25 protein-coding genes are annotated in these 25,690 nt (G+C 71.4%); 16 read left to right on the forward strand and 9 right to left on the reverse strand.

Translation table 11 applies throughout. The features are described 5' to 3' along the window. Nucleotides 1-118 precede the first annotated feature (118 nt). The 9 genes from QM638_RS12525 (at nt 119) to QM638_RS12565 (ending at nt 6,380) form a co-directional block, all read left to right on the forward strand. Nucleotides 119-844, forward strand: a complete 726-nt coding sequence (locus tag QM638_RS12525) for a class I SAM-dependent methyltransferase (protein ID WP_415142313.1) — start codon at nt 119-121, stop codon at nt 842-844. A gap of 9 nt (nt 845-853) precedes the next feature. Then, nucleotides 854-1,048 carry a DUF3046 domain-containing protein gene (locus QM638_RS12530; protein ID WP_415142314.1) on the forward strand — a complete coding sequence of 65 codons (195 nt, stop codon included), beginning with the start codon at nt 854-856 and terminating at the stop codon, nt 1,046-1,048. Nucleotides 1,049-1,266: 218 nt separating this feature from the next. Beyond that, entirely contained in the window at nt 1,267-2,310 is a 1,044-nt protein-coding gene (recA, locus tag QM638_RS12535) for a recombinase RecA (RefSeq protein ID WP_415142316.1), read from the forward strand. Next, nucleotides 2,300-2,944 carry a regulatory protein RecX gene (locus QM638_RS12540; protein ID WP_415142317.1) on the forward strand — a complete coding sequence of 215 codons (645 nt, stop codon included), beginning with the start codon at nt 2,300-2,302 and terminating at the stop codon, nt 2,942-2,944. Before recA ends, QM638_RS12540 begins: the two co-directional genes overlap by 11 nt. 40 nt (nt 2,945-2,984) lie before the next feature. Further along, complete coding sequence (locus QM638_RS12545; RefSeq protein WP_415142318.1) at nt 2,985-3,491, forward strand: phosphoribosyltransferase; 507 nt, start codon at nt 2,985-2,987, stop codon at nt 3,489-3,491. Between the two features lie 22 nt (nt 3,492-3,513). Beyond that, nucleotides 3,514-4,245: a GNAT family N-acetyltransferase gene (locus tag QM638_RS12550; protein WP_415142319.1), complete on the forward strand. Its 732-nt coding sequence runs from the start codon at nt 3,514-3,516 to the stop codon at nt 4,243-4,245. A gap of 10 nt (nt 4,246-4,255) precedes the next feature. Next, a complete protein-coding gene (locus QM638_RS12555) occupies nt 4,256-5,098 on the forward strand; it encodes a PPK2 family polyphosphate kinase (protein ID WP_415142320.1) in 843 nt (280 codons plus the stop codon). 20 nt (nt 5,099-5,118) lie between these two features. Next, entirely contained in the window at nt 5,119-5,901 is a 783-nt protein-coding gene (locus QM638_RS12560; RefSeq protein ID WP_415142321.1) for a HipA family kinase, read from the forward strand. Next, nucleotides 5,898-6,380, forward strand: a complete 483-nt coding sequence (locus QM638_RS12565; protein ID WP_415142322.1) for a DUF3037 domain-containing protein — start codon at nt 5,898-5,900, stop codon at nt 6,378-6,380. The genes QM638_RS12560 and QM638_RS12565 overlap by 4 nt, the downstream gene beginning before the upstream one ends. A 46-nt stretch (nt 6,381-6,426) precedes the next feature. On the opposite strand, the gene QM638_RS12570 is transcribed toward QM638_RS12565, so the two are convergent. The 4 genes from QM638_RS12570 to QM638_RS12585 form a co-directional block, all read right to left on the reverse strand. Then, complete coding sequence (locus QM638_RS12570) at nt 6,427-7,170, reverse strand: sirohydrochlorin chelatase (protein WP_415142323.1); 744 nt, start codon at nt 7,168-7,170, stop codon at nt 6,427-6,429. Between the two features lie 85 nt (nt 7,171-7,255). Continuing rightward, nucleotides 7,256-8,002, reverse strand: a complete 747-nt coding sequence (locus QM638_RS12575) for a phosphoadenylyl-sulfate reductase (RefSeq protein ID WP_415142324.1) — start codon at nt 8,000-8,002, stop codon at nt 7,256-7,258. Further along, entirely contained in the window at nt 7,999-8,166 is a 168-nt protein-coding gene (locus tag QM638_RS12580) for a hypothetical protein (RefSeq protein WP_415142325.1), read from the reverse strand. The genes QM638_RS12575 and QM638_RS12580 overlap by 4 nt, the downstream gene beginning before the upstream one ends. Before the next feature lie 45 nt (nt 8,167-8,211). Next, nucleotides 8,212-9,930: a nitrite/sulfite reductase gene (locus tag QM638_RS12585; protein ID WP_415142326.1), complete on the reverse strand. Its 1,719-nt coding sequence runs from the start codon at nt 9,928-9,930 to the stop codon at nt 8,212-8,214. A gap of 442 nt (nt 9,931-10,372) precedes the next feature. On the opposite strand from QM638_RS12585, the gene QM638_RS12590 reads away from it, so the two are divergent. Further along, nucleotides 10,373-11,815 (forward strand): glycine hydroxymethyltransferase, encoded by a 1,443-nt coding sequence (locus QM638_RS12590; protein ID WP_415142327.1) that lies wholly within the window; start codon nt 10,373-10,375, stop codon nt 11,813-11,815. Between the two features lie 32 nt (nt 11,816-11,847). On the opposite strand, the gene QM638_RS12595 is transcribed toward QM638_RS12590, so the two are convergent. Further along, nucleotides 11,848-13,524, reverse strand: coding sequence for an acyl-CoA dehydrogenase family protein (locus tag QM638_RS12595; protein ID WP_415142328.1), 1,677 nt, complete (start codon nt 13,522-13,524; stop codon nt 11,848-11,850). A gap of 39 nt (nt 13,525-13,563) precedes the next feature. On the opposite strand from QM638_RS12595, the gene QM638_RS12600 reads away from it, so the two are divergent. Then, entirely contained in the window at nt 13,564-14,673 is a 1,110-nt protein-coding gene (locus QM638_RS12600) for a potassium channel family protein (RefSeq protein ID WP_415142329.1), read from the forward strand. A gap of 172 nt (nt 14,674-14,845) precedes the next feature. Here the strand turns inward: QM638_RS12600 and map are convergent, their stop codons facing one another. Further along, nucleotides 14,846-15,613, reverse strand: coding sequence for a type I methionyl aminopeptidase (gene map / locus QM638_RS12605; protein ID WP_415142330.1), 768 nt, complete (start codon nt 15,611-15,613; stop codon nt 14,846-14,848). A gap of 144 nt (nt 15,614-15,757) precedes the next feature. Between map and QM638_RS12610 the strand changes: the two genes are divergently transcribed. Then, nucleotides 15,758-16,408, forward strand: coding sequence for an ATP-dependent Clp protease proteolytic subunit (locus tag QM638_RS12610; protein ID WP_415142331.1), 651 nt, complete (start codon nt 15,758-15,760; stop codon nt 16,406-16,408). Next, entirely contained in the window at nt 16,405-17,007 is a 603-nt protein-coding gene (locus tag QM638_RS12615; RefSeq protein ID WP_415142332.1) for a ClpP family protease, read from the forward strand. The genes QM638_RS12610 and QM638_RS12615 overlap by 4 nt, the downstream gene beginning before the upstream one ends. A gap of 22 nt (nt 17,008-17,029) precedes the next feature. Here QM638_RS12615 and QM638_RS12620 read toward each other — a convergent pair whose 3' ends face one another. After that, nucleotides 17,030-17,350 (reverse strand): helix-turn-helix domain-containing protein, encoded by a 321-nt coding sequence (locus QM638_RS12620; protein ID WP_415142333.1) that lies wholly within the window; start codon nt 17,348-17,350, stop codon nt 17,030-17,032. An 80-nt stretch (nt 17,351-17,430) separates the two neighbouring features. Beyond that, the gene (locus tag QM638_RS12625) at nt 17,431-18,102 is read right to left on the reverse strand and encodes an MBL fold metallo-hydrolase (RefSeq protein ID WP_415142334.1); all 672 of its coding nucleotides are present in this window, start codon (nt 18,100-18,102) and stop codon (nt 17,431-17,433) included. Nucleotides 18,103-18,291: 189 nt separating this feature from the next. On the opposite strand from QM638_RS12625, the gene uvrA reads away from it, so the two are divergent. Beyond that, nucleotides 18,292-21,330 (forward strand): excinuclease ABC subunit UvrA, encoded by a 3,039-nt coding sequence (gene uvrA / locus QM638_RS12630; protein WP_415142335.1) that lies wholly within the window; start codon nt 18,292-18,294, stop codon nt 21,328-21,330. A 30-nt stretch (nt 21,331-21,360) separates the two neighbouring features. Here the strand turns inward: uvrA and QM638_RS12635 are convergent, their stop codons facing one another. Further along, nucleotides 21,361-22,656, reverse strand: a complete 1,296-nt coding sequence (locus QM638_RS12635; RefSeq protein WP_415142336.1) for a pyridine nucleotide-disulfide oxidoreductase — start codon at nt 22,654-22,656, stop codon at nt 21,361-21,363. Nucleotides 22,657-22,743: 87 nt separating this feature from the next. Here QM638_RS12635 and uvrC point away from each other — a divergent pair, with 87 nt between their 5' ends. Both uvrC and rapZ read left to right on the forward strand, forming a co-directional pair. Beyond that, nucleotides 22,744-24,816 carry an excinuclease ABC subunit UvrC gene (uvrC, locus tag QM638_RS12640; RefSeq protein WP_415142337.1) on the forward strand — a complete coding sequence of 691 codons (2,073 nt, stop codon included), beginning with the start codon at nt 22,744-22,746 and terminating at the stop codon, nt 24,814-24,816. Further along, complete coding sequence (gene rapZ / locus QM638_RS12645) at nt 24,817-25,689, forward strand: RNase adapter RapZ (protein ID WP_415142338.1); 873 nt, start codon at nt 24,817-24,819, stop codon at nt 25,687-25,689. It abuts the gene before it with no gap. The last annotated feature ends 1 nt before the right edge of the window (nt 25,690 follow it).

Genomic DNA, 25,690 nt, shown 5'->3' on the forward strand with positions numbered 1-25,690 from the left:
CTCATCCTGGACATCGCTCCAGGTCTGGAACGGGTCAAGCGAGCAGGGCAGTGACCTGGTGGCACCCGGGGTGCATCGGCGCTCTGTCTGAGAACGCCGACAAGAGGATGGTGGACCAGTGAGCCGGGAGCCCCAGCCCGAGTCCCGGTCGCGCGGGCGTGACCACGACGTCGGCCCTCGCCGCCGGGACGTCGAGCAGGCGGCGAAGGCGGCCACCATCGCGGCGTACGACGCCCATGCCGCCGACTACGGCCGGGCGGTCGCCGAGCTGCCGGAGAAGGTCCGGTCGACGCTCGACCGGTTCCTGGGCCTGCTCGAGCCCGGCGCCAGGGTGCTCGAGATCGGCAGCGGCGGCGGCCGCGACGCGGCCGCGATGGAGGCAGGTGGCGTGCGGGTGCGCCGTACCGACATCACGCCCGGCTTCGTCGACCGGCTCCGCGACCAGGGGTACGAGGCCTGCGTGCTCGACCCGCTTACCGACGACCTGCGCGACCCGGCCTCGCCCCAGGACCCCTACGACGCCGTGTGGGCCGCCGCCTGCCTGCTGCATGTGGCTCGGACCGACCTGCCGGTGGTGCTCGGCCGGCTCGCGGCCGTCACCCGGGCCGGGGGAGCGCTCCACGTCTCGCTGAAGGAAGGCGACGGCGAGGGCTGGTCCACCCATGGGTCGGTGCCGGCGCCGCGACTGTTCGTCTACTGGCGTGAGGGGCCACTGCGGGAGGCGCTGGCGGCGACCGGCTGGGAGGTGGTCGAGGTGGGACACGGCATCGGCAACCGCGGGGAGCCGTGGCTTGACGTCCTCGCGCGTCGGGCGGACCGGCCGCCGGCTCCCCCACACTCGTAGGCTGGGGGAGTGAGGCACACCGAGTTCTGGTCGCGGATGGACGATGCGCTGGGCCGGGACTACTCCCGGGTGTGGGCCGGCCAGTTCGTGATGGCCGATCTCGGCGGCCGCACCGCGCTGCAGGCGCTGGAGGCGGGGGAGAGCCCGAAGACCGTCTGGGCGGCGGTCTGGCACGCCCTGGAGCTGCCCGCGCGCGAGCGCTGAGCACCGCTGCTCATCCGGGGCGAGACGACGCGGGCGACACGCCGCGCGGGAATCTTTCATCGAACATCTGTTCGCCATACAGTGGATCGCGACGTGCCGATCAAGGTGCCCGATCCGAAAACTGTCGGTGGCCTCATCTAGCGTCGGGACCGATGACGACGAAGACACGGCGGAAGAGCGACGGGCGGGCTACGAAGGCCTCGCAGGAAAGGAACATCATGGCTGGTGGGGATCGCGAGAAGGCGCTTGACGCCGCACTCGCCAACATCGAGCGGCAGTACGGCAAGGGGTCGGTGATGCGCCTGGGCGATGAGGCCCGCGCGCCGCTGGAGGTGATCCCGACCGGGTCGATCGCGCTGGACGTGGCGCTCGGCCTCGGCGGTCTGCCGCGTGGTCGCGTGGTCGAGGTCTACGGTCCGGAGTCCTCGGGTAAGACGACCGTCGCGTTGCACGCGGTCGCCAACGCCCAGCGCGCCGGCGGGATCGTGGCGTTCATCGACGCCGAGCACGCCCTCGACCCGGAGTATGCGAAGAACCTCGGCGTCGACACCGACGCGTTGCTGGTCAGCCAGCCGGACTCGGGTGAGCAGGCCCTGGAGATCGCCGACATGCTGATCCGCTCCGGCGCGCTCGACCTGATCGTCATCGACTCGGTCGCGGCGCTGGTGCCCCGCGCCGAGATCGAGGGCGAGATGGGCGACAGCCACGTCGGCCTGCAGGCCCGATTGATGAGCCAGGCACTGCGCAAGATGACGGGTGCGCTGAACAACTCCGGCACCACCGCGATCTTCATCAACCAGCTGCGCGAGAAGATCGGCGTCATGTTCGGCTCGCCCGAGACCACCACCGGTGGCCGGGCGCTGAAGTTCTACGCCTCGGTGCGCCTCGACGTGCGCCGGATCGAGACCCTCAAGGACGGCACCGACATGGTCGGCAACCGGACCCGGGTCAAGGTCGTGAAGAACAAGGTCGCCCCGCCGTTCAAGCAGGCCGAGTTCGACATCATGTACGGCAAGGGCATCAGCCGCGAGGGCGGCCTGATCGACGTCGGGGTGGAGGCCGGGCTGATCCGCAAGGCGGGCGCCTGGTTCACCTACGACGGCGACCAGCTCGGCCAGGGCAAGGAGAACGCCCGCAACTTCCTCAAGGACAACCCGGACCTGGCCAACGAGCTGGAGAAGAAGATCCTGGAGAAGCTGGGTGTCGGAGCGACCGTCGACGAGTCACCGCTGGCCGAGCCGGTCGGAGTCGATGACTTCTGATCCGTGGGCCGGCGACCCGCTCCAGGGGGACCCGCCCGACTGGCTCGGTGACGTCTCGGCGGGGGTCGACGCGTGGACGCGGCGCTCGAGCTCCGCGACGCCGGCCGTGCCCGAGCCGGAGCAGGACCCCGAGGCCGATCACGAGGCGGTCGCCCGCAAGATCCTGTTGGATCAGCTGACCGGCCAGGCCCGTAGTCGTCAGGAGCTGGCCGCTCGGCTCGCCAGGCGCCACGTGCCCGACGAGGTGGCGGGCCGGGTGCTGGATCGCTTCGAGGAGGTCGGCCTGGTCGACGACGCCGCCTTCGCTCGGAGCTGGGTCTCGGCCCGTGGACGCGCCGACGGCAAGGGTCTGGCGCGGCGCGTGCTGGCCCAGGAGCTCCGTCGCAAGGGCGTCGACGACGAGGCCGCCCGGGCGGCTCTCGACGAGATCGATCCGGCCGAGGAGGAGCGGGCCGCCCGGGCGCTGGTGCGCAAGAAGCTGCGCGGCATGACCCGGCTGGACGCGATCACCAAGGCGCGGCGGCTCGCCGGCATGCTCGCCCGGAAGGGCTACCCGTCGGGGCTCGCGTTCGCGGTGGTGCGCGAGGAGCTGAGGCTGACCGATGGCGCAGATCTCCCGCACTCGGTCGAGTAGGCCCGATCGGCGTCCGATCCGGTGATGACACAATGCGCGGGTGACGAGCGAGCAGACGCCTCCGCGGGAGATCCTGACCTACGAGCTCTTCGGCGTGGCCGTTCGTGAGCTCGCCCAACAGGTGGTCGACAGCGGCTACGAGCCGGACATGGTGCTCTCCATCGCCCGCGGTGGCCTGGGGCTGGGCATGGGGCTCGGCTACGCGTTGGACGTGAAGAACCTGTCGGCGGTGAACGTCGAGTTCTACACCGGCGTCGACCAGCGACTCGAGGTGCCGATCATGCTGCCGCCGACGCCGACGGCGGTGGACCTGACCGGACTGAAGGTGCTGATCGCCGACGACGTCGCCGACACCGGCAAGACGCTGGAGATCGTGCAGGAGTTCTGCGCCGGACACGTCGCCGAGGCGCGCACGGCCGTCATCTACGAGAAGCCTCGCACCGTGATCAACGCCGACTTCGTGTGGCGTCGCACCGAGCGATGGATCGACTTCCCCTGGTCCGCCGAGCCGCCGCTGGTCGACCGGCACGGAGGCATGGCGCACTGAGCCACTGAGCCGCAGGTGACCGATGCCGACCCCGATCGTCGTACGACACGGTGAGCGAGAGCTCGCCGGGCTCACCCAGCCCGGGGAGTCCTGGGGCGCCGCGGCGGCACGGATCGGTCTGCGAGAGGCGTGGGCGGTCGACCTCTCCGGCGAGGTGAAGGTGTTCGCCACCGACCCGATGCCGTCGGTGGCGCTGCGCGAGATGACCCCGGGCGACCTGCGTTCGGTCTCGCGCTGGCGCTACGCCGAGCACGTGGCCCGCTGGTATCACGGCACCGACGAGGCCGACCTGGACTCGGTCACCGCCAGGTACGGTCCGCGGCTGGAGGCGAGCGGTCCGATCCGGATGTGGGTGGTCGAGGTCAACGGCCGCTCGATCGGCTACGTGCAGGACTACCGGATCGGGGACGTGCCGGGATTCGCCGCCATCGCCCCGACCGAGCCGGACTCGGTCGGCGGCGACTATCTGATCGGCGAGATCGCCTGGGCGGGGCGCGGTCTCGGCACCCGGATGCTGTGGGCCTGGTTGCGCACGATCCCGGGCCGCTATCCGGCCGCGCGGGAGGTCTTCTGCGCCCCCGACCATGCCAACCTCGCGTCGCTGCGCGTGCTGGACAAGCTGGGCTTCCGCCGGGGCGTCTGGTTCGACGAGCCCGCGCCCGGGGGCGGCATCGACACCATGGTCGCCTGCTCCCTCGACCTGCCTCGGGTGGTGGGCACCGGATCGCGGCCGGGACCGGAGGGCGACGGCTAGGCTCGCGCCCATGAGTCTGCTCGATGCGCTGCGCGTCCCCGCCGGACCGGTGGACCTGCTCGCCTACGACACCGATGCCACGCCCGGCTTCGAGGGCGACAAGAGCGACGGCGAACGGGCGCTCGCCGACCTCGGCGAGCATCTGATGGACCTGCAGACCAGACTCTTCGCCGGCCGCGAGACCGACACACCGCACCGGGTCCTGATGGTGCTGCAGGGGATGGACACCTCCGGCAAGGGGGGAGTGCTCAAGCACACCGTCGGGCTGGTCGATCCGGTCGGGGTGAAGATCACCTCGTTCAAGGCGCCGACCGAGGAGGAGCTGGCGCATGACTTCCTGTGGCGGATCGCCAAGGCCGTGCCCGGTCCCGGCTATCTGGGGGTCTTCGACCGCTCGCACTACGAGGACGTGCTGATCGGGCGGGTGCGCGCGCTCGCCCCGGCCGAGGAGATCGAGAGGCGCTACGGCGCCATCAACGGCTTCGAGGCGGATCTGGTCGCCGGCGGTACCGTGGTGCTCAAGTGCATGCTGCACATCTCGCCCGCCGAGCAGAGGCGGCGGCTGCAGGCCCGGCTCGACGACTCGACCAAGTACTGGAAGTACAACCCCGGCGATCTGGACGAGCGTGCGCTGTGGGCGGACTACCGCTCGGCATACGAGATCGCGCTGGAGCGGACCACCACCGACGCCGCGCCATGGCATGTCGTCCCCAGCGACCGCAAGTGGTACCGCAACCTGGCGGTCGCCCAGTTGCTGGTCGAGACGCTCGAGGAGCTGGACCTGCACTGGCCGCCGCCGGCCTTCGACCTCGAGGCCGAGCGGGCGCGTCTCGCGGCGGACGGCATCTCGTGACCGAGGAGTCCACGGCGGCCGTGTCGACCGCGCTGACGCGGGTGGCGGTGACCCGATACGTCACCCCGCTGCGCGAGGGCGGCAGCCTGCCCGGCATCGTCGAGGCCGACGACCTGGGCACCTACGTCTGCAAGTTCCGTGGTGCGGGTCAGGGGCTGCGGGTGCTGGTCGCCGAGGTGATCGTCGCCGGGCTGTGCCGGGTGCTCGACATCCCGACGCCCGACCAGGTCGTGCTCGACCTCGACCCCGACCTCGCCCGCTACGAGGCCGACGAGGAGGTGCAGGCGCTGCTCAGCGCCAGCCCCGGCACCAACCTCGGGATCGACTTCCTCGCCGGGGCGTTCGGCTACGACGCCGGCCACCGCCCCGACCCCGACCTGGCCGGTCGGATCCTCTGGCTGGATGCGTTCATCGCGAACGTCGACCGGAGCTGGCGCAATCCGAACCTGCTGGTCTGGAACGGCGTGCTCTACGCGATCGACCACGGCGCCTCGCTCTACTTCCACCACTCCTGGCCGGGCGGGCCCGGCAGCCCGGAACGGTTCGCGGCCCAGCCCTACGACGCCGGCGAGCACATCATGCTGGCCTACGCCGACCGTGCCGTCGCCCAGGACGCCGACCTCACCCGGAGACTGACCGACACCGCGGTGCGCGAGGTGGTCGCGGCCGTGCCGGCGGAGTGGCTCGAGCCGGTGCCCGGCGCCGAGACCCCGGACGAGCTGCGCCGTCGGTACGAGAGCTTCCTGCGGGCCCGGTCGACCGGTGACCGCCGCTGGCTGCCGACGGCCGGGGGTGCCGGATGAGCCCCGACCGGATCGGCCGGCCTCGCCGGCCGGATCAGCCCTACGAGTCCCACCAGCTTCACCAGCCTCACCAGCCCTACCAGTACGTGGTGCTGCGCTGTGTGCCACGCCCGGATCGGGAGGAGTTCCTCAACGTCGGGGTCGTGCTGCACAGCCCGGCGGCGGAGTTCCTCGGCGCGGCCTGGCGACTCGACCGGCAACGGCTCGCCGCGTTCGCCCCCGAGCTCGACCAGGAGTCGGTCCGCTCGGCGCTGGAGGCGGTCGACCTGATCTGTGCGGGCGACGCCCATGCCGGGTTCGGTGCCGGCCGGCGAGCCACCGCCTATGGCGTCCGGCTCCTCGGCGACGACCAGAGCACCCGCTTCGGGCTGCTCAAGGCGCCCAGGAGCACGGTGCTGCAGCCCGGCCCGGTCCACGGTGGCGTCACCGAGGATCCGGCCGCCGAGCTCCAGCGTCTCCTCGCGGCCCTCGTGTCCTGACCCCGGAGAGGAGCCGTGGCCGGGCCGCGGGCCCCGAAACGTGTCCTCAGACCGGGACCAGCTCGACGGCGCCGACGGCGTACCGGGCCAGGATGGTGCGGGCGATCTCGGGATGGGCGCCGAGGGCGTCGGAGACGGCCACCGCGCCGGCCTCGAGGGCGAGCTCGCTGACCCGGTCCAGCAGGTTCCCGGGCGCGAGGAACAGCGAGGCGACCGCGATGTGCCGGCGGCCCTCGCCGCGGAAGGCGCGCACCGCCTCGCCCGCGGCCGGGGGAGCGGCGGAGGCGAACGCCGCCACCACCGGCAGCCGGTGGTGGCTGCCCCAGATCCGTGCCAGCCGGGCCACCGACTGGTTCGCCAGCGGGTCGCTGGAGCCGGCGCCGGCGAGCACCAGGGCGTCGAGCTCGCGCACCCGGTGCGTGCGGAGCGCGGCCCGCAGCCGGTCGTCGAGCACCCGCAGGAAGGTGGCCTCCAGACCGAGGATGGCGCTGGTGTGGATCTTCAGACCGGGGTGACGCGCGGTCGCCTCGCCGATCAGCTGTGGTACGTCGACCTTGGCGTGGAACGCCTCGGTGAGCAGCAGCGGCACCACCACGATCTCCTCGAAGCCGGCCCGGACCAGCTTGCCGACGACGGTGGGGAAGCTCGGCTTGGCGAGGTCGAGGAAGGCGGCCTCGACGCGGAGGTCCGGCCGTTGCGCGCGCACCTCCTCGATGAGAGCGGTGATGGTGGCGGCGGAGCGGGGGTCTCGGCTGCCGTGGGCCAGGGCCACCAGGGCTGGAGCGGCCATCAGTGGGTCATCCCTTCGGTGTCGCGGTGGAGGTGGTGGACGTGCGGGGCTCGGCGGTCGCCCGCGAGCACGCGGATCGGCGCGCTCATGTGTGGATCCCGCACTCGGTCTTGTTCATCCCCGCCCAGCGGCCGCTGCGCGGATCCTCGCCCGGGGCGACCCGACGGGTGCAGGGGGCGCAGCCGATCGACGGGTAGCCGTCGTAGACCAGTGGGTTGACCAGGACGCCGTTCTCCGCGATGTAGCGCTCGACCTCCTCGTCGGACCACCGCGCGATCGGCGAGACCTTGACCTTGCCCTTCTTGGCATCCCAGCCCACCACCGGGGCGATCACCCGGTTGTGGGTCTCGGCGCGGCGCAGGCCGGTCGCCCAGGCGTCGTACCCGGCCAGGGACTCCGCCAACGGCCTGACCTTGCGCAGCGCGCAGCACAGATCGGGGTCACGCTTGTAGAGGTCCTTGCCGTATTCGGCGTCCTGCTCGGCGACCGACTGGACGGGAGTGATGGTGATCAGGTTGACGTCCAAGGTGGCGGCCACCGCGTCGCGGGTGCCGATGGTCTCGACGAAGTGGTATCCGGTGTCGAGGAAGACCACGTCGACACCGGGCACCACCTTGGCGGCCAGGTGCGCGAGCACCGCGTCGCCCATCGAGGAGGTCACGCAGAACCGCTCGCCGAACGTCGCCGCCGCCCATTCGATGATGCTCTCGGCGGGCGCGAGCTCGAGCTCGGCACCCATGTGGGAGACGATCTCGCGGAGCTCCTCGGGGGAGCGGTCCGCCGTCTTGGAGCCGCGGTAGGCGGCCGCGGCAGCCGTCGTCGCCGCTGTCATGAGCCACCTCCTCGGTGGGCGCTGGGCTGGATCATCCCGGTCATCCGGAGAGTGAAGGTCCGCAGGCACGAGCGGCACTCCCAGGAGCCGTGGCTCTCGTCGTGCGGCCGCAGGTCGTCGTCGCCGCAGTAGGGGCAGTGGTTCGGCTGGGAGCGTTCAGACATCGGTCCGGCCACCCGTCGGCGGTGTGGAGGGGATGGCGGTGGTCATCAGACCGCCTCGAGGGTCTTCTCGCCGCGCAGTTGCTCCTCATCGGCCCGCGCGACCCAGGCGGCGAACGACTCCCCGTCCTCGCGCTCGTCGAGGTAGGCCCGTACGACGGTGGTGACGTAGTCGTCCAGGCCCGCGCTGGTGACCTTGTGGGCGCGCAGCTTGCGGCCGAACTCGGCGGTCAGGCCGATCCCGCCGCCGAGGTGCACCTGGAAGCCTTCCACCTGGTTGCCGTCATCGTCCAGCACCAGCTGGCCCTTCAGGCCGATGTCGGCCACCTGGATCCGGGCGCACGAGTTCGGGCAGCCGTTGACGTTGATGGTGATCGGCGTGTCCAGGTCGGGGAAGCGTCGTTCCAACTCGTCGATCAGCGCCTTGGCCCGGCTCTTGGTCTCGACGATGGCGAGCTTGCAGAACTCGATGCCGGTGCAGGCCATCGTGCTGCGCCGCCAGTTCGAGGGGCGGGCGCTGAGTCCGATCCTCTCCAGCCCGGTCACGACGTCGTCGACGACCGCCGGGTCGACCCCGATCAGCACCAGCTTCTGGTAGGCGGTGAGGCGGGCGCCGGCGACGCCGTGGCGCTCGACCAGGTCGCCGAGCGCGGTGAGCAGCTCGCCGTTGATCCGTCCGACGGTGGCGGTGGCGCCGATGTAGAACCGGCCGTCCTTCTGCGGGTGCACGCCGATGTGGTCGCCGTTGCGGGTCGCCCGCTCCGGTGACGGGTTGGAGACCAGCCGTCGGCCCAGGTACTCGTTCTCCAGCACCTCGCGGAACTTCTCGATGCCCCAGTCCTTGACCAGGAACTTCAGCCGTGCCCGCGAGCGCAGCCGCCGGTAGCCGTAGTCGCGGAAGATCGAGATGACGCCCTCCCAGACGTCGGCCACCTCGTCCAACGGGATCCAGACGCCCATCCGGGCCGCGAGGAACGGGTTGGTGGACAGGGCGCCCCCGACCCACAGGTCGAAGCCGGGCCCGAGCTCGGGGTGGCGGACGCCGACGAAGGAGACGTCGTTGATCTCCGGCGCGGCATCGAGGCTGGGGTGGCCGCTGACCGAGGTCTTGAACTTGCGCGGCAGGTTCGAGTAGGCCGGGTTGCCGGTCCGCCGCCGGTTGATCTCCTCGAGCGCCGGGGTGCCGTCGATGATCTCGTCGGCCGCCACGCCGGCGACCGGGGATCCGAGCATGCCGCGCGGGGAGTCGCCGCAGGCCTCCTCGGTGCTCAGCCCGACCGCGGCCAGCCGCTCCCAGATCTCGGGGACGTCGCGGATGTCGATCCAGTGGTACTGGATGTTGCTGCGGTCGGTGATGTCGGCGGTGTTGCGGGCGAAGTCGGTGCCGATCCCGCCCAGGGTGCGCAGCTGGTCGGCGTCGAGCAGCCGGCCGTCGGAGCGGACCCGCATCATGAAGAAGCGGTCGTCCAGCTCCTCTTCCTCCAGGGCCCCCGTCTTGCCGCCGTCGATGCCCGGCTTGCGCTGGGTGTAGAGGCCCATCCAGCGGAATCGGCCGCGCAGGTCCGCCGGGTCGATCGAGTCGAAGCCGCGCTTGGAGTAGATGTACAGGATGCGGTCCCGCACGTTGAGCGGGTCGTCGTCCTTCTTGGACTGCTCGTTCTTGTTCAGCGGCTCGGTGTAGCCGAGCGCCCACTGGCCTTCGGCACGCTTGGGGCGCGGGATCGCGGTGCTCTCCGCCCGGCGGGCCTGGAAGCGCGGGTCTGACATGGGGGTTCCTTGGCGTTCGGGGACGCGCGGCGCGAGCTGGGCCGACCGGAGGAGTGTCGACGGGGGCTGCTCGGTTGCCATACGCCCTAGATGTTGGGGGGCGATGGGCCAGCGGGTTCGTCGCGCCGTTGCGGCGATGCGCTGGGTCCTCAGCTCGACCAACAGATCATGCTGCGCATGCGGCAGTAGTCCACGTGGCGACGTACCACGAGATGCGCATGAGTAGCAGCGGAGACCATGTCAAGCAGTCTCACGGTTCGGACGGGGTTGCGGCAACTTCGCTTCTCGCAGTCTGAGACGGTCGTCCATATAATGGACAATGTTGATCGATCACGCAGGCCCGGGTGACAGGTGTCACGCCGCGGTCATGCCTGGTCAACCTGTCGAGACGGCCGGGCATTCCCGTTCGCGGCCGTCCGGTCGCATCGATAGGCTGTCCGCCATGGCCGACCTCAACGCCCTCACCAGCAGCGCCTACTCCCACGCCCTCGAGGTCATCGCCTCGGTCGAGCCCCGCATCGCCGAGGCCACCCGGGCCGAGCTCGCCGACCAGCGGGCCAGCCTGAAGCTGATCGCCAGCGAGAACTACGCCTCGCCCGCGGTGCTGATGACGATGGGGACCTGGTTCAGCGACAAGTACGCCGAGGGCACCATCGGGCACCGGTTCTACGCCGGCTGCCAGAACGTCGACACGGTCGAGTCCGTCGCCGCCGAGCACGCGCGCGAGCTCTTCGGGGCGCCGTACGCCTATGTCCAGCCGCACTCCGGGATCGACGCCAACCTGGTCGCGTACTGGTCGATCCTGGCCCACCGGGTGGAGAGCCCGGCGCTGGAGAAGCTCGGTGCGAAGAACGTCAACGAGCTCACCGATGCCGACTGGGAGGAGCTCCGGGCCGAGCTCGGCAACCAGCGTCTGCTCGGGATGTCCCTGGACGCCGGCGGACACCTGACCCACGGCTTCCGCCCGAACATCTCCGGCAAGATGTTCCACCAGCAGCAGTACGGCACCGACCCGGTCACCGGGCTGCTGGACTACGACGCGGTGGCGGCGAAGGCGCGCGAGTTCCGGCCGCTGGTGATCGTGGCCGGCTACTCCGCCTACCCGCGCCGGGTGAACTTCGCCAGGATGCGCGAGATCGCCGACGAGGTCGACGCCACCCTGATGGTCGACATGGCGCACTTCGCCGGTCTGGTGGCCGGCAAGGTGTTCACCGGCGAGGAGGACCCGGTGCCGCACGCCCACGTGACCACCACCACGACGCACAAGTCGCTGCGCGGTCCGCGCGGCGGGATGGTGCTCGCCGGCGAGGAGTTCGCCGCCGACATCGACCGCGGCTGCCCGATGGTGCTCGGCGGGCCGCTCTCCCACGTGATGGCCGCGAAGGCCGTCGCGCTGGCCGAGGCGCGTCAGCCGTCCTTCGCCAGCTACGCCCGGCAGATCGCGGACAACGCCCAGTCGCTCGCCGAGGGCTTCCTGAGCCGGGGCGCGAGGCTGGTCACCGGCGGCACCGACAACCACCTGGTGCTGCTCGACGTCAGCTCGTTCGGGCTGACCGGACGCCAGGCCGAGTCCGCCCTGCTCGACGCCGGTGTGGTCACCAACCGCAACTCGGTGCCCGCCGACCCCAACGGCGCCTGGTACACCTCCGGGGTGCGGCTGGGTACGCCGGCGCTGACCACTCGCGGCTTCGGGGCGGCCGAGTTCGACCGGGTCGCGGAGCTGATCGTCGAGGTGCTGCGAGCGACCACCCCCGGCACCACCAAGGCCGGTACGGCGTCCAAGGCGTCGTACGTGCTGGCCGACGGCGTCGCCGAACGCACCCGCGCGGCCGCGGCCGAGCTGCTCGACGCCCACCCGCTCTACCCGGGTCTCGAGCTGGCCTGACCCGCGTCCCGGGCCGGCGGAGACCGGGAGCGCTAACGGACCGGCGTGGCCCGCTCCACGATCGCTGCCAGATCTCCGCCGGTGAGCATTCCGTACACCCCGTGCGGCTCGGCGAGCCGGGAGGCGCAGAAGACGTCCGCGACGGCGGCCGGCGCGTGCCGGACCAGCAGTGAGCCCTGCAGGCAGGCGGCCATCCGGCCGGCCAGGCGGCGCGCGGAGGCCTCCATCGCGTCCGGCGCGGCCATCAGCTCGCCGAGCAGGGCGAGCGTCTCCTCGATCGCCCGATCGAGTCGGGGATCGCCGCCTCGGGCGAGGCCGACCTCGGTGATCCAGGCGTCGAGGGCCGCCGGCTCGCGGCCCAGCGCGCGCAGCACGTCGAGCGCGTTGACGTTGCCGGAGCCCTCCCACACCGAGTTCAGCGGGGCCTCCCGATAGAGCAGCGGCATCCCGGACTCCTCCACGTAACCGTTGCCGCCCAGGCACTCGAGCGCCTCGGCGACCATCGCCGGGGTCCGCTTGCACACCCAGAACTTGGCCAGCGGCAGCCCGATCCGGCGCAGCGCCGCCTCGCCGGCGTCGTCGGCGCGGTCCACCGCGGCGGCCAGGCGCATCGCCACCGCGGTGGCCGCCTCGGACTCGACGGCGAGGTCGGCGATCACATTGCGCATCAACGGCTTGTCGGCCAGCGGCCCGCCGAACGCCGAGCGGTGCGCGACGTGCCAGGAGGCCTCGGCGACGGCCCGGCGGATCAGCGAGGTCGAGCCGAGCACACAGTCGAGCCGGGTGGCGGCGACCATCTCGATGATGGTGCGCACGCCCCGGCCCTCGTCGCCCAGCCGACGGACCAGCGCGCCGTTGAACTCCAGCTCCGCGGAGGCGTTGGAGCGGTTGCCGAGCTTCTCCTTGAGCCGGACGACGTCGTAGGAGTTGCGGGTCCCGTCCGGGAGGACACGCGGCAGCACGAAGCAGGTGAGTCCGCCCGGTGCCTGGGCCAGCACCAGGAAGACGTCGTTCATCGGGGCCGAGGTGAACCACTTGTGCCCGTGCAGGGTGTACTCGCCCTCGACCGCGGTCGGCCGGGCCTCGGTGATGTTGGCGCGCACGTCCGAGCCGCCCTGCTTCTCGGTCATCCCCATCCCGGCCAGGGCGCCGCGCTTGTGCTGGACGGGTGTGGTGCGCGGATCGTAGTCGGTCGAGGCGAGCAGCGGCACCCACTCCTTGGCGAGCAGCTCGTCGGTGCGCAGCGCCGGCACCGCGGCGTACGTCATCGAGATCGGGCAGCCGTGTCCCGGCTCGGTCTGCGACCAGGCGACGAACCCCGCGGCCCGGCGGAGATGGGCGTGCCCGGCGCTCTGCTCGCCCCCCTGTGCGGCCCCCTGTGCGGCGCGCTCCCAGGGTGCGGCGGCCAGCCCGTGGGCGACCGCGCGCGACATCAGCCAGTGCCACGACGGATGGAACCGCACCTGGTCGATCCGGTCGCCGTACCGGTCGTAGCCGGCGAGCGTGGGCTCGTTCTCGTTGGCGAGCATGCCGTGCTCGCGAGCCTCGGCACTGCCCGCCGCGGTGCCGAGCGCGGCGAGGCTGCCCAGCACCTGCTCGTCGGCGTGACGCAGGACCGCGTCGCGGAGGGCGTGGTCGGCCGCGACCACGTCGTAGTCGACCAGCGGGGGAGCCTGGTTGAGCACGGTGCGGTTCTGCGAGGTAGCCATGAGACCGAGATTAGTGCCCGACCGCGCTAGATTTCGGGGGTGCCCGAGGAGACCAGCGACTTCCTACCCGGCAAACGGTCGAGGCCCGGCTCGGTCTCGTTGCCGGAGCGGGTGCGCTCGCCGTGGTGGCAGCTCTCCCGCCGGCTGTTGCTGGCGACCGCGATCCTGGTCGGCACGGTGCTGCTGGTCTACGTCGACCGCCACGGCTACCGCGACACCGCCCACCCGCACCGGCCGCTGACGCTGATCGACGCGGTGTACTACACCACCGTCACGCTCAGCACGACCGGGTACGGCGACATCGCGCCGGTGGCCGAGCACGCCCGGCTGATCAACGCCTTCGTCATCACCCCGGCGCGCATCGGGTTCCTGGTGCTGTTGATCGGCACCACCCTGGAGGTCCTGGCCACGCGCGGCCGGGAGCTGATCCGAGTCTCGCGCTGGAGGAAGAAGATGGGGCATCACGTGGTCGTCGTCGGCTACGGCACCAAGGGACGGAGTGCGGTCGAGACCCTGCTGCGCAAGGGCCACGACCGCGAGGACATCGTCGTGGTCGACCCCTCGTCGACCGCGCTGGCCGACGCTCACGCCGACGGCCTGGCGGTGGTCAGCGGTGACGCCACCCGGCGCGAGGTGCTCAACCGGGCCGGGGTCGGCAAGGCCGACCAGATCATCATCACCACCGACCGGGACGACTCCAACGTGCTGGCGACCCTCACCGTGCGCCAGCTCAACCCGGACGCGTGGATCGTCTCCGCGGTGCGGGAGCACGAGAACGCGCCGCTGATGAAGCAGTCCGGTGCGGACTCGGTGATCACCTCCTCGGACGCCGTGGGCCGGCTGCTCGGGCTCTCCTCGGTCTCGCCGACCCTCGGTGCGGTGATGGAGGACCTGCTGACCTACGGCGCCGGCCTGGAGGTGGCCGAGCGCGACCTGATGGTCGGCGAGGTGGGCAAGCAGCCGCAGCAGCTCGCCGACCAGGTGATCGCGGTGGTGCGAGACGAGAAGGTGTTCCGCTACTACGACCCGGTCGTGACCACGCTGTCGCGCGGAGACCGGCTGATCGTGGTGCGGCCGGCGAAGGAGCTGCCGTGGGCGCCGCGGCCCGGCACGCACGGCGAGGAGTTCGCCGCCGCCGACGAGAGCTGACGGCGGGTAGAAAAGAGTTGAGCCGCTGGCGTCTCGGGTCACCAGCGGCTCAACGAGAAGAACTGTAGCCGCCCCGGCGGTGGGGATCGCTCGAAACGGCGGTGCCCTGGGTAAAGATCCCCCAAATTGGGTAGGACGGGCGGGACGGAAAGGGAGGCCGGGGACGACCGGCTCAGCCGCGGTCGGTCAGGATCAGCGGTCCGTCGGCGGTGATGGCGATGGTGTGCTCCATGTGCGCCCCGCGGGAGCCGTCGGCGCTGCGCAGCGTCCAGCCGTCCGGGTCGGTGTAGATCTCGTCGGTGGTGTGCAGGAACCAGGGCTCGATCGCGATCACCAGCCCGGGCTGCAGCCTGTAGCCGCGCCCGGGGCGACCGTCGTTGGGCACGTGCGGGTCGCCGTGCATGGTGCGGCCCACGCCGTGTCCGCCGAACTGGGTGTTGATCTTCAGGCCGGCGCCGCGCGCGACCTCGGCGATCGCGGAGGAGATGTCGCCGAGCCGGTTGCCCGGCTGGGCCGCGGCGATGCCGGCGGCCAGCGCCTCGGTGGTGACCTCGATCAGTCGCAGGTCCTCCGGGCGCGGCGTACCGACGACGAGGGAGAGCGCGCTGTCGGAGACCCAGCCGTCCACGCTGGCGGCGAAGTCGACGCTGAGCAGGTCGCCGTCCTGGAGCGCATAGTCGAACGGCAGGCCGTGCAGCACCGCGTCGTTGACGCTCGTGCACAGCACCTTGCCGAACGGCATCGCCCCGAAGCTGGGGTGGTAGTCGATGTAGCACGACTCCGCGCCCCGCTCGGTGATCATCCGGTGGGCGAGGGCGTCGAGCTCGAGCAGGTTCACCCCGACCGCCGCCTTGTCGGCCAGGGCCAGGAGCACGTCGGCGACGAATCGCCCGGCCGGCTTCATCTCGTCGATCTGGGTCGGGGTGCGGAGCTCGATCACGCAGGCGACTCTAGCCCGGGCCGGCGCGCGAGCCCGAGCCGGGAAGGCGGCGGCCCGGCGCTCCGCCGGGGCGTTCTGCTCAGGGCAGCTCTGCCGACGGCGGATTCCCTGGTCGTCGTACGGCGTGACGTCCAGGCTCGAGGCATGACTCAGATCACCACCCGAGCACAGAGACCGGCGCAGGCAGCGGCGCCGGCAGCGGCACCCGCACTCGACGACCAGCTTGCCGGCCGGCTGCTGCAGCAACGCATCCTGGTGCTCGGCCAGGAGGTCGACGATCCGATCGCCAACCGGATCTGTGCCCAGCTGCTGCTGCTCTCCGCGGAGGACCCGCACCGCGACATCAGTCTCTACATCAACTCCCCGGGCGGCTCGGTGACCGCCGGGATGGCCATCTATGACGTCATCCAGCTGATCCCGAACGACGTCTCGACGCTCGGCATGGGGCTGGCCGCGAGCATGGGTCAGTTCCTGCTGACGGCCGGGACGCCCGGCAAGCGCTTCGTGCTGCCGAACGCCGAGGTGCTGCTGCACAAGGGCTCGGCCGGCATCGGCGGCAGCGCGGCCGACATCGCGGTGCAGGCCGCGCGGCTCGAGCGGATGACCCGGCGGATGCTGCAGATCACCGCGGCGTGCACCGGCCAGAGCGAGGCGACGATCGACCTCGACTCGGTGCGGGACAGGTGGTTCACCGCCGAGGAGGCGCGGGAGTACGGCCTGGTCGACGAGGTGCTCAGCGATGTCGGGTCGGTGACGCCGGCGCGCCACGGCCTGGCCTTCGGGGCCGGCCGATGAGCAGCTACTCGATTCCGTCGGTCATCGAGCGGACCCGAACGGGGGAGCGGGCGACCGACATCTACAGCCGGCTGCTCTCCGAGCGCATCGTCTATCTCGGCACCCCGATCGATGACGGCGTGGCCAACGTCGTGATCGCGCAACTGCTCTATCTGGAGTCGGAGAGCAGCGAGACCGAGATCGGGATCTACCTCAACTCCGCCGGCGGCGACCCGACCGCGGCCCTCGGCATCTACGACACGATGCAGTTCATCAACGCTCCGGTCCTCACCACCTGCGTGGGCCAGGTGGCCGGTCCGGCGGCGGTGTTGCTGGCGGCCGGGGCGCCCGGGCGCCGTACCGTCCTGCCGCATGCGCGAGCGGTGTTGCAGCAGCCGGGGCAGGGCGGCACCCGTGGCGACGTACCGGACCTCCAGGTGGCGGCCAAGGAGATCGCTCGGCTACGGGCGGAGCTGGAGGCGATCCTCTCCCGGCACACCGGCCGGGAGAGTGCCCAGATCCATGCCGACACCGAGCGGGACCTGGTGCTGGGCGCCGACCAGGCGGTGGAGTACGGACTCGTCGACGCGGTGCTGGAGAGCAGGAAGGCGGCGCAGTAGCGGGCAGATCCGGGGCGGGCCCTCACGCGGCCAGCGCGAGCGGGCCGCGTACGGCCGCGGTGGTGAGGCGTCGGGTGACCCGTGCGGTCAGATCGACGAGCCGGAGGCCGAGCGCCGCCGCCACCGCGCCCAGCATCTCCGAGCTCGGCTCCTTGCGTCCCCGCTCGATCTCGGAGAGGTACTGGGTGGAGAGCCCGGCCTCGCCGGCCACCTCCGCGAGCGTACGGCGCTGGGTGGCCCGCTCGGCGCGCAGCTCCTGTCCGACCGCGTCCCGCCACAGCGGCTCGGCCGACGGCGCCGGGCGCGGACCGATGGGGCGTGGCAATCGAATCAACTCACCCATGTCGCCCACCCTAGCCGCGCACCGGGTGCGGAGACCGGTACGGAGACTCGGACCGGTCGGTGTTCGCGCCGGGCGAACGCTCACCAGCCGCGCTCGCGCCACTCCGCCAGGTGGGGCCGCTCGGCGCCGAGGGTGGAGTCGTCGCCGTGACCGGGGTAGAACCAGGTGTCGTCGCCGAGACGCTGGAAGACCCGTTCGTCCACGTCGTTGATCAGCTGCTCGAAGCGACCGGCGTTGTTCTGGGTGTTGCCGACGCCGCCGGGGAAGAGCGAATCGCCGGTGAACAGGTGGGGGGTGCCGGCGGGATCGGAGTAGAGCAGCGCGATGGACCCGGGGGTGTGCCCGCGCAGCGCGATCACCTGCAGGGTGCACTCACCGACGGTGACGGTGTCGCCCTGGCCCACCGCACGGTCGATGCCCACGCCGGTGGCGTCCTCGATCGCGGCGGCGTCGCGCTCCCCGGCGATGGTGACCGCGCCGGTGGCGGCGACCACCTCGGCGAGCGCGCGATGGTGGTCCCAGTGCCGGTGCGTGGTGACCACCGTGGCCAGTCCGTCGGCGCCGACCAGGTCGAGCAGCACTCGCGGCTCGTCGGCGGCGTCGATGAGCAGCTGCTCACCGGTCTGCTGACAGCGCAGCAGGTAGCAGTTGTTGGACATGGTCGGATCGACGGCGACCTTGGTGATACGCAGCTCGGCGAGTTCGCGCGCCTCGGCGGGGCCGCCGGGCTTCACCGCCCCGGTGTAGCTCATCTGGTCCTCCCCGGCCCCGCCGTGGGGGCATCGACACTCTGGAAGCATGCAGCGCCGGGACGCGGCGCGCAAACTTGTCGGTGGCGACTGGCAGGGTGCCCTCCGGAGTGTGCGTGCCGATCGACCGATTGACCGATTGATGCGGTCGCGTACTATGACGAACAGTTGTTCGATGGAAGGGATCGCTCAGTGGCCGAGCAGCAGCTCATCATCCGGGGTGCCAGGGAGCACAACCTCAAGGATGTCTCGCTGGATCTTCCGCGCGACGCGCTGATCGTCTTCACCGGCTTGTCCGGCAGCGGCAAGTCGAGCCTGGCCTTCGACACCATCTTCGCCGAGGGCCAGCGTCGCTACGTCGAGTCGCTCTCGGCGTACGCCCGCCAGTTCCTCGGCCAGATGGACAAGCCGGACGTCGACTTCATCGAGGGACTCAGCCCCGCGGTCTCCATCGACCAGAAGTCGACCTCGCGCAACCCGCGATCCACGGTCGGCACCATCACCGAGGTCTACGACTACCTCCGCCTGCTCTACGCGCGCGCGGGTCGGCCGCACTGCCCGGTGTGTGGCGCGCCGATCGAGCGGCAGACCCCGCAGCAGATCGTGGACCGCATCCTGACCCTGCCCGAGGGCACCCGGTTCCAGGTGCTGGCGCCGGTCATCCGCGGCCGCAAGGGGGAGTACGTCGAGCTGTTCTCCTCGTTGCAGACCCAGGGCTTCTCCCGTGCCCGGGTGGACGGCGAGACCCACACCCTGGACGCGCCGCCGAAGCTGGACAAGCAGAAGAAGCACACCATCGAGGTGGTGGTGGACCGGCTGGCCGTCAAGGAGTCGGCGAAGCGCCGTCTGACCGACTCGGTGGAGACCGCGCTGGAGCTGGCCGGCGGCCTGGTGGTGGTCGACTTCGTCGACGGTCCTCTCCCGGACGGGCAGTCCCAGCTGAAGTTCAGCGAGAAGATGGCCTGTCCCAACGATCATGTGCTCGACACCGACGAGCTGGAGCCGCGGTCGTTCTCCTTCAACTCGCCCTTCGGCGCCTGTCCGGCCTGTACCGGGCTGGGCACCCGGATGGAGGTCGATCCGGAGCTGGTGGTGCCGAACCCGGCCGCCACCCTCGCGGACGGCGCCGTCCAGCCCTGGAGCCAGGCGCATGTCGCCGACTACTTCCAGCGCCTGCTCGGCGCGCTCGGCGACGAGCTGGGCTTCGACCTGGACACGCCCTGGTCGGCGTTGCCCGAGCGGGCCCGCGCGGCGATCCTGGAGGGCCATGGCCGCAAGGTCCACGTGGTCACCACCAACCGGTACGGCCGGGTCCGCTCCTACGACGCCGAGTTCGAGGGCGTACGGCGCTATATCGAGCGCCGTCACCGGGAGGCGGAGAGCGACACCAGCCGCGAGCGGTTCGAGGGCTTCATGCGGGAGGTGCCGTGTCCGACCTGCCGGGGCAGCCGGCTGAAGCCGATCTCGGTCGGCGTCACCCTCGGCGACCGCGCCAGCGGCGGGCTGAACATCGCCGAGGTGTGCGCGCTGCCGATCAACGAGACCGCGGCCTGGCTGAACCGGGTCGAGCTGAGTGCCCGGGAGCGGCAGATCGCCGAGCGAGTGCTCAAGGAGATCCAGGAGCGGCTGCGCTTCCTGCTCGACGTCGGCCTCGACTACCTCTCCCTCGACCGCCCGTCCGGGTCGCTGTCCGGCGGCGAGGCGCAGCGCATCCGGCTCGCCACCCAGATCGGTGCCGGGCTGGTGGGCGTGCTGTACGTCCTCGATGAGCCGTCGATCGGGCTGCACCAGCGCGACAACCACCGGCTCATCGAGACCCTCGTCCGGCTCAAGGACCTGGGCAACACGCTGATCGTGGTCGAGCACGACGAGGACACCATCAAGGTGGCCGACTGGGTGGTCGACATCGGCCCCGGGGCCGGCGAGCACGGTGGGCAGGTGGTGCACAGCGGCACCGTCGGCGCGTTGCTCGCCAACGAGCACTCCGCGACGGGGCAGTACCTGGCCGGCAAGCGCGAGATCCCGGTCCCGGCGGTCCGCCGCCCGCGGACCGTCGGCCGCGAGCTGACCGTGCACGGCGCGCACGAGCACAATCTCAAGGACCTCGACGTCACCTTCCCGCTGGGACTCTTCGTCGCGGTCACCGGCGTCTCCGGGTCGGGCAAGTCCACCCTGGTCAACGACATCCTCTACACCTCGCTGGCCAAGCAGCTCTACGGTGCCCGGGCGGTGCCCGGCCGGCACACCTCGATCAGCGGGATGGAGCACGTGGACAAGGTCATCCACGTCGACCAGTCGCCGATCGGGCGTACGCCGCGGTCGAACCCGGCCACCTACACGGGGGTCTTCGACCACGTGCGCAAGCTGTTCGCCTCCACTCCGGAGGCGAAGATGCGCGGCTACCAGCAGGGCCGGTTCTCCTTCAACGTCAAGGGCGGCCGATGTGAGGCCTGCTCCGGTGACGGCACCATCAAGATCGAGATGAACTTCCTGCCCGACGTCTATGTGCCCTGCGAGGTCTGTCACGGCGCCCGGTACAACCGGGAGACCCTGGAGGTGCACTACAAGGGCAAGACCATCGCCGAGGTGCTCGACATGCCGATCGAGGAGGCGGTCGACTTCTTCGCGGCCGTCCCGGCGATCGCGCGGCACCTGACCACGCTGGTCGAGGTGGGGCTCGGGTATGTCCGCCTCGGCCAGCCGGCGACCACCCTCTCAGGGGGCGAGGCGCAGCGGGTGAAGCTCTCCGCGGAGTTGCAGAAGCGCTCCACCGGGCGCACCGTCTATGTGCTCGACGAGCCCACCACCGGACTGCACTTCGAGGACATCCGCAAGCTTCTCGGCGTGCTGTCCAGCCTCGTCGACAAGGGCAACACGGTGTTGGTCATCGAGCACAACCTGGACGTGATCAAGACCGCCGACTGGCTGGTCGACATGGGGCCCGAGGGCGGCAACCGCGGTGGTGCGGTGGTGGCCGAAGGCACTCCCGAGGAGGTGGCGAGCATCCCGGCGAGCCACACCGGTCGGTTCCTGGCCCCTCTGCTGGAGGGGCGTGCCGCCGAGCAGCCCGGCCCGCCGCGGTCGGTGCCCGAGGTCGCCGACCCGGCAGCCAAGACAGCCAAGACCGCCAAGACAAGGAAGACGGGCACGACGACCAAGACGGCCAAGACGGGCAGGGCGACCAAGAAGGCCGCCGCCAAGCGGCCCGCCACGAGGAGCAGCGCCGGTTAGCCAGCCAACCGGGACAGTCAGCCGGGACAGTCAGCGTGATCCCGCGGCGGTGGCCGGGAGCGTGCGTCGCCACCGCTCGTCGCGCGGGGACCGGCGCCGCTCCAGTCGTGCATCCAGCAGGATCCGGGCCTCGTCCCACCGGTCCGCGCGCAGCAGCGCGGCGATGCGGGCCTCCTCGACCACCTCGCGCTGGGCATCGGAGCCGCCGAGGCGCCGGATCGACGGCGCGAGCACGGCGAGCCGGTCGGCAGCCTCGCCGGGACGGTCCGTGGCCATCAGCCCGAGCGCGACCGTGAGCGGCGCCACCACCTCGCGCATGGTGGCGTGGGCGTGGCCGCCCGCCCATCGTGCCAGCGCGTCCAGCCGGACCGTGTCGCCGATGGCCAGCAGCGCCACCGCGGCGTGCAGGGCGAGGAACGGGGTCGCCGGCCGCTCCAGAGTGGTCTCGCCGGTCACCCGGAGCACCTCGCTCATGTCGGGCACGGCGCTCGCGCCCGGGGTGAGGGCCCACCGGAACAGCAGCGAGCCGCTGTCGACCAGCGCGCGGCACCCGAGCGCGTTCCCCGGCTGCAGTTGGGTCCGATAGCGACGTCGGACGGCGTCGAGGTCGCCGAGCGAGAGCTCGTGCAGGGCGGCGTGCCAGCTGAAGTGCGAGAGGCTGTCGATCTCGGCCCCGTCGCCGAGCACCCAGGCGTCCATCCAGGCGAGGCCACTCTCGTGGTCCCCGGTCTCGTAGTGCGCGTGCGCGCGGGCGTGCGCGGAGTGCCCCGCACCCGGGACGACGGCCAGCGACCGACAGGAGAGCTCCATCGCCTCGTCGAACCGCAGCTGCTCGGTGCGGATGAAGGCGAGCAGGCCGGCGTACCACCAGTCGTCGCCATAGGCCGGGGCCGCCCGCTCCACGATCGCCCAGGCCTCCTCGGGCACCTCGGTGGCGCCGGCGAACGCGATCGTCGGCACCGCGGTGGACAGCAGCAGGGCGTCTCGGGGATAGGCCGCCAGGTGGTCGATCAACGGGCGGGAGTCGCCGCCGATGTGCGCCACGACGGCGTGTACGTGGCTGCGCTCGCGCTCGTCGCCGCGACCGGCGTGCAGTCGCGCCTGACGCAGCCGCGCGTCGACGTCGACGGGGGCGCACAGCTCGTGTCCCAGCAGGGCCAGGGCGGCGTGTCCGAGGGCGAACGTCGGGTCGTGCACGATCGACTCGGCGAAGTGGTCGAGTGCCCCGGTGCGCAGGCGCAGCACGTCGAGCAGGCCCGCGTCGTACGCCTCGGCTGCCGAGGTGGCGGTGGTCAAGGCGTAGCCGTAGCTGTCACGGGGGCTCACATAACAAGACTAGATCACTAGACAATCCCGGGCGAGGAGGCGGCCGGTACGGCGTACGTGTCGGTGTCGAGCCGTAGGGTTGTGGACGTGCCCGACCCGCGTAGCTACCGGCCGAAGCCGAGCGAGATCCCCACCCGGCCGGGGGTCTACCGGTTCCGGGATCCGGCCGGCCGGGTGATCTATGTCGGCAAGGCGGTCAACCTGCGCGCCCGGCTGGCGAACTACTTCCAGCCGCTGCCCAGCCTGCACCCTCGCACCGCCACCATGGTGACCACCGCGGCCAGCGTGGAGTGGACGGTGGTCAACACCGAGGTCGAGGCCCTGCAGCTGGAGTACTCCTGGATCAAGGAGTTCGATCCGCGGTTCAACGTGAAGTACCGCGACGACAAGTCCTACCCGTGGCTCGCGGTGACGGTGGGCGAGGAGTTCCCCCGGGTGATGGTCGGCCGCGGTGCCAAGCGCAAGGGCACCCGCTACTTCGGTCCCTACAGTCACGCCTGGGCCATCCGGGAGACCGTCGACATCCTGCTCCGGGTGTTCCCGATGCGCTCGTGCAGCAACGGCGTCTTCAAGCGCTCGGGCCAGATCGGCCGGCCGTGCCTGCTCGGCTACATCGACAAGTGCTCGGCGCCGTGTGTCGGCTCGATCAGCGCGGCCGACCACCGCGCGATCGTCGAGGACTTCTGTGACTTCATGGCCGGTCACACCACCGGGTTCATGCGGCGCATCGAGAAGGAGATGTTCGCCGCCTCCGAGGAGCTCGACTTCGAGCGGGCCGCCCGGCTGCGGGACGACCTGGCCGCCATGCAACGTGCCCTGGAGAAGCAGGCGGTGGTGCTCGGCGACGGCGCCGACGTCGACGTGATCGCGCTGGCCGAGGACCCGCTCGAGGTCGGCGTGCAGATCTTCTATGTGCGCAGCGGCCGGATCCGCGGCCAGCGCGGCTGGGTCGCCGATCGGGTCGCCGACGGCGGGACCGACGAGCTGGTCGAGCAGTTCCTGCTGCAGCTCTACGCCGGCGAGAGCGCCGACGCCATCCCGCGGGAGATCCTGGTCCCGGTGCTGCCGCCGGACAGGGCCACCCTGGAGGAGCTGCTCTCCGACGTCCGCGGTGCCAAGGTGCAGATCCGCATTCCGCAGCGTGGGGACAAGAAGACGTTGCAGGAGACGGTGGCCGCCAACGCCGCCCAGGCCCTGGCGCTGCACAAGACCAAGCGCGCCAGCGATCTGACCACCCGCAACCGGGCGTTGGAGGAGATCCAGGCGGCGCTCGGTCTGGACGAGGTCCCGCTTCGGATGGAGTGTTACGACATCTCCAACCTCCAGGGCACCGAGGTGGTGGCCTCGATGGTGGTCTTCGAGGACGGGCTGCCGCGCAAGAGCGAGTATCGCCGGTTCGTGATCCGGTCGGTGGGCGGGGAGAGCGGCGCCAACGACGTGGCGTCCATGCACGAGGTGATCACCCGCCGGTTCCGGCGGCTGCTGGAGGAGCAGGCGACCAGCATCCCCGCCGAGGACGGTCCGGGGGGCGGACCTGGCACCGGACCTGGCACCGGGCGCGCGGACGAGCTCGGCCCGATGCTGGTCGACCCCGAGACGGGTCGGCCGCGCAAGTTCGCCTATGCCCCCGGACTGGTGGTGGTCGACGGTGGGCCGCCCCAGGTGGCGGCGGCCAAGCGGGCGCTCGACGAGCTCGGCATCGACGACATCCCGGTGGTGGGCCTGGCCAAGCGGCTGGAGGAGGTGTGGGTGCCCGAGGAGGAGGATCCGGTGATCCTGCCGCGCAGCTCGGAGGGGCTCTACCTGCTGCAACGGCTCCGGGACGAGGCGCACCGGTTCGCCATTACCCACCACCGCTCCCGGCGCAGCAGGTCGATGGTGGAGAGCGTGCTGGACGACGTACCGGGCCTGGGGGAGGTGCGTCGCAAGACCCTGCTGTCGCACTTCGGCTCGTTGCGGAAGCTCCGCGCCGCCACCGCCGAGGAGATCGCCCGGGTGCCGGGCATCGGGCCGGCGACCGCCGCCGCCATCGTCCGGGCCGTCGCCGCCGACAGCGCGTCCGGCCGGGTCTCGGTGAATACCGCCACCGGCGAGGTCACCTCGGCGGATACTGAGACCGTCCCCGCCGCCTCACCCGACCCCGCCACCAAGGAGTCCTGAATGGAGCAACCCGCCACCGGCGAGCTCGTGGTCGTCACCGGCATGACCGGAGCCGGCCGGAGCACGGCGGCCAAGGAGCTGGAGGACCTCGGCTTCTATGTCGTGGACAACCTGCCGGCCAGCCTGCTGCCCGAGGTGGTCGGCCTGGTCGACGCCTCCCGCGGCGCCCAGCAACCGGTGGCGGTCGTGATCGACGTCCGCTCCGGAGCGTTCTTCGACGAGCTGGAGGAGACGCTGGCGCAGCGCGCGGCCGGTCGTCGTACCACGATGGTCTTCCTCGACGCCAGCGACGACATCCTGGTCCGGCGCCAGGAGGCCGCCCGCCGTCCGCACCCGCTGCAGGGCGGCGACCGGCTGCTCGACGGGCTGGCTCGGGAGCGGGTGGCGTTGGCCGACCTGCGGGCGGCCGCCGACCTGGTCATCGACACCTCCGCGCTCAACGTGCACCAGCTGACCGACCGGATCGCGGAGGCGTTCGGCACCCCGGACACCACCAGACTGCGGGTCTCGGTGGTCAGCTTCGGGTTCAAGTACGGCATCCCGGTGGACGCCGACTTCGTCGCCGACATGCGTTTCCTGCCGAACCCGCACTGGATCCCGGAGCTGCGGCCCGGGAACGGCCGGGACAACCCGGCGGTGGCCGACTACGTCTACTCCCGGCCCGGGGCGCAGGAGTTCCTGGCCGGCTACGTGCCGGTGCTCGCCGGCGTCGCCGAGGGCTACCTGCGCGAGGGGAAGCGCTTCATGCGGGTGGCGGTCGGCTGCACCGGCGGCAAGCACCGCAGCGTGGCGATGGCCGAGGAGATCGCGCGCCGCCTGCGCGCCGACGGGCTGGTCGCCCGCGCGATCCACCGCGACCTGGGGCGGGAGTGAC

Source organism: Nocardioides sp., assembly GCF_047606145.1.
GTDB lineage: Bacteria > Actinomycetota > Actinomycetes > Propionibacteriales > Nocardioidaceae > Nocardioides.